Genomic DNA, 11,125 nt, shown 5'->3' with positions numbered 1-11,125 from the left:
TTATTGTGCTTCGCACCTCAATGGTCATACCGATGGACTTTACTCTATCAGTTATCCTATGCCAGAAGAAAATAATGGAAACGGCACTGTTGCGCCGGGAATAACCTTGCCCGGATATACGCCATGGAGAACCTTAACCGTGGGAGAAACCCTTGCGCCAATTGTTGAAACAACCATTGCTTTTGATGTAGTTAAGCCAAAATTCGAAGCTTTGCACAATTACAAATACACAAAGGGTTCGTGGAGCTGGATTATGAAAATGGACGAAAATACGGTGTATGACGTGCAAAAAGAATATATCGATTTTAGTGCTGCCATGGGTTGGGAAACTATTTTGGTAGATGCATTGTGGGACACTCAAATAGGTTACAACAAAATTGAAGAGTTAGCCAACTATGGTAAAAGCAAAGGGGTTGATTTGTATTTATGGTATAACTCTAACGGCTATTGGAACGATGCTCCACAAGGTCCGAGGGGTATAATGGATAAGCTCACCAACCGTCGTAAAGAAATGGCGTGGATGCAGCGCATAGGTGTAAAAGGAATTAAAGTTGATTTCTTTGGTGGTGACAAGCAGGTAACCATGCAGCTTTACGAAGACATTCTTCACGATGCCAATGATTTTGGTCTGTCGGTTATTTTCCACGGTTGTACTTTGCCTCGTGGTTGGGAGCGCATGTACCCCAATTATGTTGCTTCCGAGGCTGTTCTGGCAAGCGAGATGCTTCATTTCGTGCAGGATATATGTAACAACGAGGCCTTTAACGCCACCATTCATCCATTTATTCGTAATACTGTGGGTGCTATGGATTTTGGAGGTAGTGCTTTGAATGAATATTGGAATGCAACCAACGAAGCCGGTCGTGGTAGCAAAAGAGTTACTTCGGATGTTTTTGAATTGGCAACAGCGATATTGTTCCAAAGCAGTGTGCAACACTTTGCGCTGGCTCCCAACAACCTAAATGACGCACCGACATGGGCAATAGATTTTATGAAAAAAGTGCCTACTACTTGGGATGAAACAGTTTTTGTTGATGGCTATCCAGGTAAATATGTAATTTTTGCACGTCGCAAAGGCGATAAATGGTATGTAGCTGGTATAAATGCAGAGAATAATACTAAAAAGATTAAAGTTTCGCTGCCAATGATAAAATCTGGTGCACAACTTCAGTTTTATTCCGATACGGTTACTTTACAAGGAAGTGTTAAGCCAATGAAATTATCAAAAAACAATACCGTGGATGTGCAAATGCCTAAAAATGGAGGCTTTGTCATCATTGCGAATTAACATATAGATGAATAAATAATCCTATTCACAATACAAATTAGAAATAAAAGTAACAAAATGAACGGTTTAAATTCACACAAAAAACAATGTTTCACAAAACAAATAGTATTGGCATTCATGCTATTTACAAGCTATTTTTCAGTATATGCCCAAAATGGAATGGAAAGAAAACAGTTATTCGATTATGACTGGAAATTCTTTTTAGGTGATGCTTCGGAAGCCAAAGCTAACGAATTCAATGATGAGAGCTGGCGTAAACTAGACTTGCCTCACGATTGGAGCATAGAAGGAAATATTCATCCTAAAAATGCAACAGGTGGGGGTGGCGGATATTTCCCAGCAGGGATTGGCTGGTATCGAAAAACTTTTCAGGTGCCTAATGAATGGAAAGCTAAAAAAACAGCTATTTATTTCGAAGGCGTTTATATGAATTCCGAAGTTTTCATCAACGGAAAATCGCTGGGTGTTTATCCGTATGGCTACTCTACTTTTAGCTACGACCTTACCCCTTATTTGAATTTTGGAAAAGAAAACGTTATTGCGGTAAAAGTAGATAATTCACAACAGATGAACAGTCGCTGGTACAGTGGTTCTGGAATTTATCGCCACGTTTGGATGAATACAACAAATGCTGTGCACACCGCACAATGGGGCGTTGCCATCACAACTCCCGAAGTGTCTGCAAAAAAAGCATCGGTGCAGGTGAAAACGATGGTTAAAAACGAAACTTTATCAGCCCAAACTATGGTTGTAAAAACCATTATTTGGAATAAAAATGCTAAAAATTCAGGAAATGCTCAGGTGGAAATTAGTCTTCCCGCAAACAGCGAAAAGGAAATTACACAAACGATAACTGTTTCTAATCCTCTGCTTTGGACTCCCGAAACTCCCAATTTATATCAGGCCCAAGTTCAAGTTTTGCAAAGTAAAAATGTGCTGGACGATACTAAAATTAATTTTGGTATTCGTTCGATAAAATACACGGTCGAAAACGGATTTCAACTCAATGGAAAAACAGTAAAAATAAACGGTGGTTGCGTGCATCACGAGAATGGTTGTGTAGGTTCTGCCGCTTTTGACCGTGCCGAAGAACGCAAAATTGAATTGCTCAAAGCGGGTGGATTCAATGCCGTTCGTACTTCGCACAATCCGCCTTCGGAAGCCTTTTTGAATGCCTGCGATAGGTTAGGTTTATTGGTAATGGACGAATCTTTCGATTGTTGGAAACAAGGGAAAAACAGTAATGATTATTCCAAATATTTCGAAAAATGGTGGCAAAAAGATTTGCAAACAATGATTTTGCGGGATCGCAATCATCCATCAATTGTAATGTGGAGCATTGGCAATGAAATTGGAGAAAGAGGCAAACCCGAAGCCGTAGAAACCGCTAAAATGCTTTTGCAAGAAATTAAAAAAATAGATACCACACGTCCCGTAACTTCTGCTGTGGTAAATTTAGACAAATGGGAAAATTTGGATCCTTTGATAAACGTACACGATGTAGCGGGCTACAATTACCATTTGAATACTGCTGCCGATGACCACAAAAGAGTGTCAAACCGCATCATTGTTCAAACCGAATCCTATCCTAAGGATGCTTTTGAAAATTGGAAATTGGTGCAAGATAACAAGTACGTTATTGGCGATTTTGTTTGGACGGCAATAGATTATCTCGGAGAAGCGGGCATTGGTAGAACTTTTTATTCTGGCGAAACACCTGGCGAAAACTGGGATAACGATATGTTTCCTTACCACGGTGCTTACTGTGGCGATATCGACTTGATTGGATGGCGAAAACCCATTTCGCATTATAGAAGTATGTTGTATAATACGAACGAAAAACTCTACATAGCAGTTCGTGAACCAGCCCCAGAACCATTAGAAATCAAAACAACGATGTGGTCGGTATGGCCAACCTGGGAAAGCTGGAACTGGCCAGGGTTTGAAGGAAAAAACATCGTGGTAGAGGTATATTCTAAATATCCGAAAGTTAGATTATACTTGGATAATAAATTGATTGGTGAGCAAGCCACAACCCAAGATCAGAAGTTTAAAGCCACTTTTACCGTACCTTATGTAGCAGGAATTTTAAAAGCAGTTGGAGTAGAAAATGATAAAGAAGTGGAATCTAAAATTTTGAAAACTGCCGGCGATGCTGCAAAACTAAAACTCACTACCGACCGAAAAGAGATACACGCCAACGGACAAGATTTATCATACATAACTATTGAAATAACCGACAAGGATGGAATAATTCAACCGAATGCCGCCAACCGTTTGAATTTTAAAATTGAAGGTGAAGGTGTAATTGTTGGAATGGATAATGCTAATTTGAAAGACCTCGATCAATACGTGAGCAACACCCGAAAAGCTTGGAAAGGACGAGCATTGGTGGTTATTAAAAGTACTCGTGATGCTGGCGAAATTAAACTATCGGTAACATCAGATGGATTGGAAGGGAAAAGTATTGTTGTTAAATCATTGCAGAAATAATAATATATGAAACTATTATCAATGAAACAGACCCTCATTTTTCTATCATTTATATTAAGTTCATTTGTTATAAATGCACAGGAACTAATTTCGCCCAACGGGAAAATAAAAGTTGTCTTGAATTTGCCTAGCAAAAATGCTTCTCACGGATGTTTTTTTAAAGCTTTATATAAAGTTGAAAACCAATTTGTAGAAGTATTGCCCGATTCTAAGTTAGGCATTAATCGCACCGATGAGCAATTTGTAAATAACCTTCAATTTATTAATGAATCAAAACCTATTACCATACACGATAAGTATGAAATGATTTGTGGTAAACGCCAACTGTGCGAAAATTTTGGTACCGAAAAAACATTCAGTTTTGAAAATTCCAATCATCAGCCATTGAATATTGTTTTTAGAGTTTATAATAATGGTATTGCATTTCGGTATGTATTTCCCAATCATTCCGATGCTACAAAAAATATTAGTAGCGAAGAAACGACCTATACTTTGCCTGATGAGACCAACCGATGGATGCAACCTTATGAAAGATCTTATGAAAATTTTTATCCGTTAACCCAAACTGGAATTGATGATAAAAACAAGCAGGACTGGGGATTTCCTGCATTATTTAAAGTGAACAATCAATCCTTATGGGGTTTAATTTCGGAAGCAGATATCACCGAAAACAATTGTGCCGCCAAGCTAAATAATGGTCAAAATAAAAATCAATACCAAGTAATTTATCCAGCTACTGCGGTTGCAACCCTGCCCTGGAATTCGCAATGGCATACTATTATTTTAGGAAATCTTTCCAAAATTGTTGAATCTACTTTAATTACCGATGTAAGTTCATCCAATACTTTAAAAGAAACAAAATGGATCAAACCTGGTGCTGTTTCGTGGATCTATTGGGCGAACAATCACGGCTCTAAGGATTATAAAAAAGTAGTGGAATATATTGATTTTGCTGTGGAAATGAATTGGCCTTATGTGCTAATCGATTGGGAATGGGATGTGATGGGCAATGGTGGCGATATAAACGATGCCGTGAACTATGCCAAAAGTAAAGGAATAAAACCATTGATGTGGTACAATTCTGGTACAATTTGGATGGATCCGACACCGAATGACAGATTACAAACTGCCGAAAAGCGTACCAAGGAATTTGAGTGGCTCAATAAAATAGGTGTTTTTGGAATAAAAGTCGATTTCTTTGCCGGCGACCAACAGGATATGATGAAATATTATATCGACATTTTGAAAGATGCGGCAAAATATCATTTGATGGTAAATTTTCACGGGGCAACTGCTCCACGAGGATGGTCTCGAACGTATCCAAACTTGATGACCACTGAAGCGGTTTATGGTGCAGAATGGTACAATAATAATCAGGTATTGACAGATAAAGCTGCAGCTCATAATGTTACACTTCCGTTTACGCGAAATGTAATTGGTTCTATGGATTATACTCCCGTTACTTTTTCCAATTCACAACATCCACATATAACCTCTTATGCACACGAACTGGCTTTGTCTGTCGTATTTGAATCAGGGTTGCAGCATTTTGCCGACAGACCGTCTGCATATCAATCTTTGCCTGCAGAACCAAAAGACTTTTTAAAACAGGTTCCGGTTACTTGGGACGATACAAAACTAATTGATGGCTATCCAGAAGAAAAAGTAATTATTGCTCGAAAGAAAGGAAATCAATGGTATATCGCAGGGTTGAACGGAAAAGAGGAATCTCAGACCTTATTAGTGAAATTTGATTTTCTTGGTAAAGGAACCCATAGTTTTCAGCTCATCAAAGACGGAAAGGATTCGACATCTTTTTCTTCAGAAATTATAAAAGTTAAAAAAGGAGATACTTTGAAAATGGAATGCCTTCCAAGAGGAGGCTTTGTTGGTGTGATAAAACCGAAATAACTAAAAAACACACAAGTAGATAAATGATTATAATATAGAAAACCAATAAAATAAAAAATACAAACCGATGAAAATTCTAATTGCCACATTGTTTTTTGCCTTTATTATAGGAGGAATTAATGCACAGTCCTATAAAAAAACGGATTATGGTGTAAAAACCGTGATAAATTCTGAAAATATTGAGATAAATTTTTATAACCCTTCCACTGTAAGGGTGTTGAAATATCCGCAAGGGAAATCCTATTCTCAAAAGAGTCTTTCTGTTATTCAAAATCCACAGAAAACTGATTTTAAATTAAAACAAAACGGCGATGAACTTTTAATAAATGGCGAAAAACTTAGTATTTATTTGAATCTAAAGAACGGAAAAGTTTCTTTCGCAACTCAAAAAACGGTTCTCCTTAGCGAAAAAGAAGCAGGAACTGTTTTTACAGATTTTAATGATGCAGGCACAAAAACGTATTCCGTTTCGCAGTCTTTTATTCTTGATAAGGACGAAGCTATATATGGATTAGGACAGCAGCAAGAAGGCAAAATGTCTAAACGAAACGTGAAACTTAATATGGTTCAGGGCAACACGGATGATTATGTTCCCTTCTTTGTGTCAAGTAAAGGATACGGATTGTTTTGGGACAATTGTTCTCCTACTTTTTTTGATGATGCTCCAGAAAAAACAACCTTTAAGTCAGAGGTTGGCGATGGTGTGGATTATTATTTCATGCAAGGCACCAATACGGATGGTGTAATAGCCAATATGCGAGGCCTTACTGGTGAGGTTCCGATGTTTCCACTTTGGACTTATGGTTTTTGGCAAAGTCGTGAGCGTTACAAAAGTCAAGACGAATTGGTTGGTGTAGTGAAAAAATTCCGTGAACTAAATGTTCCTTTGGATGGAGTCATTCAGGATTGGCAATATTGGGGCAACAATTACCTTTGGAATGCCATGGAATTTTTGAATCCCGGATTTAACGACCCGCAAAAAATGGTAAATGATGTACACGGATTGAATGCCCACATGATTATATCCATTTGGAGTTCCTTTGGCCCCAATACCAAACAATTCAAGGAACTGAATAAAATGGGATCATTATTCGATTTTAAAACCTGGCCAGAATCGGGTTCGGAGAAATTTCCACCCAATAAGGATTATCCTTCTGGCGTAAAAGTGTATGACGCCTACAATCCTGCAGCTCGGGATTTATATTGGAAACATCTCAACGACGGCATTTTTAAACTCGGGATGGACGGTTGGTGGATGGACTCTACAGAGCCAGACCATTTGGACTTCAAACCTTTGGATTTAGATGCTAAAACATACCTAGGATCGTTTCGTAAAGTTCGAAATGCGTATCCTTTGATGACCGTTGGCGGAGTGTCAGATCATCAACGTTCGGTTACTTCCGATAAGCGTGTGTTTATCTTAACACGCTCTGTTTTTGCTGGTCAGCAGCGTTATGGTTCCAATACCTGGACAGGAGATGTGGTAGCTTCTTGGGAAACTTTGAAAAATCAGATTTCAGCGGGATTAAATTTATCGCTTAGTGGTATTCCGCATTGGAACAGCGATATTGGAGGTTTCTTTTTAATGAATTTCAAAAATCCTTTAGAAAATCCAGATTATCGAGAACTACATGTGCGTTGGATGGAATTTGGTACTTTTTGCCCGATGATGCGTTCTCACGGAGAAGGATACCCTCGCGAGTTATACCATTTTGGAAAAAAAGGAAACCCAACTTATGATGCGATAGAAAAGTATATAAACCTACGTTACAGCATCTTGCCTTATATATATAGCACTTCATGGGATGTTACCACAAATAACTCGAGTATGACTCGGGCTTTGGTCATGGATTTTGCCCAAGACAAACAAGCATTAGACATCAATGATGAATTTATGTTTGGAAAATCCATTTTGGTTAGTCCAGTTACTCAACCCATGTATTCAAAACTTAAGGATACGGTTAGCGTTGAAGATTTCAGTACCGTGAAAAGTAAAGAAGTTTATTTGCCCAAAGGTACAGATTGGTTTGATTTCTGGACAGCTGAAAAATATGTTGGAGGACAAACCGTGAAAAAAGAAGCTCCTTTAGATATTATTCCTCTATTTATGAAAGCGGGATCTATACTTCCTTTTGGACCCAAAGTGCAATATGCCACAGAAAAGAAATGGGGTAATCTGGAAATTCGTATATACGAAGGGGCAAATGGAGAATTTACCTTATATGAAGATGAAAATGATAATTACAATTATGAGAAAGGTGCTTATTCTACTATAAAATTTTTATGGAACGATAAAAACAGAACTTTGACCATAGAGAATCAAAAAGGTTCGTTTCTAGGTATGCTTAAGCAACGCAAATTCAATATTGTTTTAGTAAGCAAAGACAAAGGAACAGGGACTGATTTGTCTAAAAAATACGACAAAGAAGTGCTTTATTCTGGGAAAAAAATAAATGTGGCACTGTAAAATTATAATAGTAAATATATCAAAATGAATAGATTTTTTTTAAATGCAATCCTACTTATGTTTGTGTCAACAACTGTTGGTATTGCTCAGGTGATTTATATAAAATCCCCTAACGGGAAGATTGACATGGCTTTAGAAAGTGGAGCCAAAATAACATGGTCAGTCAAATATGAAAATACCGAAGTTATTGCTCCTTCAGCCATTTCATTAACACTCGGTAATGGAGTAGTTTTAGGAAACAATGCAAAAGTTATCAGTGCCAAGAAATCAACAGTTAACGACTCTTTTGCCACACCTTTTTATAAAAAGAAAACGGTGGTTGATGACTACAATCAGGTGATAGTGAATTTTAAGGGTAATTTTGGTTTGATTTTAAGAGCTTATAACGATGGTGTTGCTTACCGTTTTTTTACAACTAAAAAAGGACAAATTACTATCGAATCGGAGGAAACTAATTTTGATTTTAATAAAGATTACAAAGCATTTATTCCTTATGTGCGAGATTTGAGGGAAAAGGATATGTACACATCCGCTTTTGAAGTTATGTATGATGAAAAACCACTTTCTAAATTTGTAAAAGATTCACTGGCAATTACGCCATTTCTTATCGATTTGGGAAATGGAAAAAAGGTCGCTATCTTAGAGGCTGACCTTGAGGATTATCCAGGTATGTTTTTAACAAAGAATAATGGGGCAAACCCAGGCTTGAAAGGAGTTTATGCCCATTATCCGAAGGAAGAACGTTTGGGAGGATTTAATAAAATGAACTACATGGTAGCGAAAAGAGAGTCTTATGTCGCCAAAACAAATGGTAGTCGCAATTTTCCATGGAGAGCAATTGTAATTAGTGAGAACGACAAAGACCTGTTGAATAACGATATGGTTCAAAGGCTTGCTACACCTTCGAGAATTGCCGATGTAAATTGGATAAAACCTGGGAAAGTAGCTTGGGATTGGTGGAATGACTGGAATATATCTAAGGTTGATTTTAAGGCTGGAATTAATACGGAAACGTATAAATATTATATTGATTTTGCTTCAAAAAACCATATCGAGTATGTGGTGATAGATGAAGGTTGGAGTGAAGAAACTAATATGTTGAAAATTGTTCCAAATATGGATATTGAAGAACTCATTAGTTATGGAAAACAAAAAAATGTAGCTATTATTCTTTGGGCATCTTGGTATGCCGTAAACCATGTTTTAGATGATGCTTTTTCTCAATATTCAAAAATGGGAGTAAAAGGTTTTAAAATTGATTTCATAGATCGTGATGACCAAAAAATGGTAAAATCTTTATATGATATTGCTAAAAAAGCAGCATCCTATCAACTTATTATTGATTACCACGGTATGTATAAACCTACTGGTATTCAAAGAACTTATCCAAATATTGTCAATTTTGAAGGAGTTAAAGGCTTGGAAAACGCCAAATGGACATCGAATGATGATATGCCAAAATATGAGACCAGCATTCCCTTCATCAGAATGCTGGCTGGCCCTATGGATTACACACCTGGGGCAATGCGCAATGCCACAAGAGCCGATTTTCGCCCAAGTAATTCCTTGCCAATGAGTCAAGGAACCAGATGTCATCAATTGGGCATGTATGTTGTTTATGAAGCACCGCTGCAAATGCTAGCCGATAGTCCTACAGCCTATATGAAAGAGCAGGAAAGTACCAGCTTTATTTCCCAGATTCCCACCACTTTTGATGAAACAATTGCTCTTGATGGAAAAGTTGGGGAATACGTTGCTATCGCTAGGCGAAAAGAGGATAAATGGTTTATAGGAGGCTTAACGAATTGGTCGTCAAGAGAGATGACCATAGACTTTTCTTTCCTGGACAAGGGAACCTATTCCGCCGAAATTTTTAAAGATGGAATCAACGCAAACAAAGATGCCACAGATTATAAACGCGAAATAGTTAACGTTACAAATACCGATAAGCTAACAGTAAATATGGCTAATGGAGGTGGTTTTGCCATTATAATTAGTCCTGAAAAATAGTAAATACTGATAAGATATTTAAATTTGCTTTCTACAGCTATACAATTAAATAAAAATCATAATAAACAAAATCTCAAATGAAAAGATTTTTTTTATACGTAGTCATTCTTACGTTTTTATCAACAACTGTTGGTATTGCTCAAGTAAAAGCACCAGTAGCATGCGGTCCAACTCCATCGGAGAACCAAATGCGGGTTCAGGAAATGGAATCGTATGCTTTTGTTCATTTTTCATTAAATACTTATACAAACCAGTCATGGGGATTTGGAAGTGAAGATGTTAAGCTTTTTAATCCAGAAAAATCAGATTGTCGCCAATGGGCGCGTATTTGCAAGGAAGCTGGGTTGAAAGGAGTTATCATCACTGCTAAACACCATTGTGGATTTGCGCTTTGGCCTTCTAAATATACTGAGTATTCAGTAAAAAATGCTCCATGGAAAAACGGAAAAGGAGATATGGTGCGAGAAATGGCTGATGCCTGTAAAGAATACGGTTTGAAATTCGGTATCTATCTTTCGCCTTGGGACAGAAATCACCCCGATTACGGAAAACCGGAATATATTACTTACTTCCGTAATCAACTTACAGAACTTCTTACCAATTATGGCGAAATTTTCGAAGTGTGGTTTGACGGTGCCAATGGTGGAGACGGTTATTATGGTGGAGCTAACGAAGTCCGTAAAATTGATGCCAAAACATATTATGACTGGAAAACCACATACGCATTGATTCATAAATTGCAACCAAAATGTGTGATTTGGAATGATGGCGGTGAAAGAGGAGACCTTCGTTGGGTTGGAACCGAGGATGGAAATGTAGGCGAAACGAACTGGAGTCTCTTGAACGCAACGGGTGATGTTCCATGGAAAAATTTGCATTTTGGTGTAGAAAATGGGAATAAATGGGTGATGGCCGAAGTAAATACTTCCATTCGTCCAGAGTGGTTTTATCATCCA

The 11,125-nt window shown here is 37.6% G+C and carries 6 protein-coding genes; all 6 read left to right on the top strand.

The features are described 5' to 3' along the window. A partial coding sequence (locus tag PHC28_RS10075) for a glycoside hydrolase family 97 protein (RefSeq protein ID WP_300099503.1) occupies positions 1-1,288 on the top strand: 1,288 nt, incomplete at its 5' end. Between the two features lie 117 nt (positions 1,289-1,405). Continuing rightward, positions 1,406-3,781, top strand: coding sequence for a glycoside hydrolase family 2 TIM barrel-domain containing protein (locus PHC28_RS10070; RefSeq protein ID WP_300099509.1), 2,376 nt, complete (start codon positions 1,406-1,408; stop codon positions 3,779-3,781). 21 nt (positions 3,782-3,802) lie between these two features. Further along, a complete protein-coding gene (locus tag PHC28_RS10065) occupies positions 3,803-5,692 on the top strand; it encodes a glycoside hydrolase family 97 protein (protein WP_300099501.1) in 1,890 nt (629 codons plus the stop codon). 67 nt (positions 5,693-5,759) lie between these two features. Further along, the gene (locus PHC28_RS10060) at positions 5,760-8,159 is read left to right on the top strand and encodes a TIM-barrel domain-containing protein (RefSeq protein WP_300099498.1); all 2,400 of its coding nucleotides are present in this window, start codon (positions 5,760-5,762) and stop codon (positions 8,157-8,159) included. A gap of 24 nt (positions 8,160-8,183) precedes the next feature. Continuing rightward, positions 8,184-10,169: a glycoside hydrolase family 97 protein gene (locus PHC28_RS10055; protein ID WP_300099495.1), complete on the top strand. Its 1,986-nt coding sequence runs from the start codon at positions 8,184-8,186 to the stop codon at positions 10,167-10,169. A gap of 188 nt (positions 10,170-10,357) precedes the next feature. Beyond that, positions 10,358-11,125: alpha-L-fucosidase (locus PHC28_RS10050; protein ID WP_300099506.1), on the top strand; the 768-nt coding region annotated here is incomplete at its 3' end.

The sequence above is a fragment of the Flavobacterium sp. genome (assembly GCF_028712645.1).
Classification (GTDB): Bacteria; Bacteroidota; Bacteroidia; order Flavobacteriales; family Flavobacteriaceae; genus Flavobacterium.
This window is presented reverse-complemented; position numbering and strand designations above follow the sequence as displayed.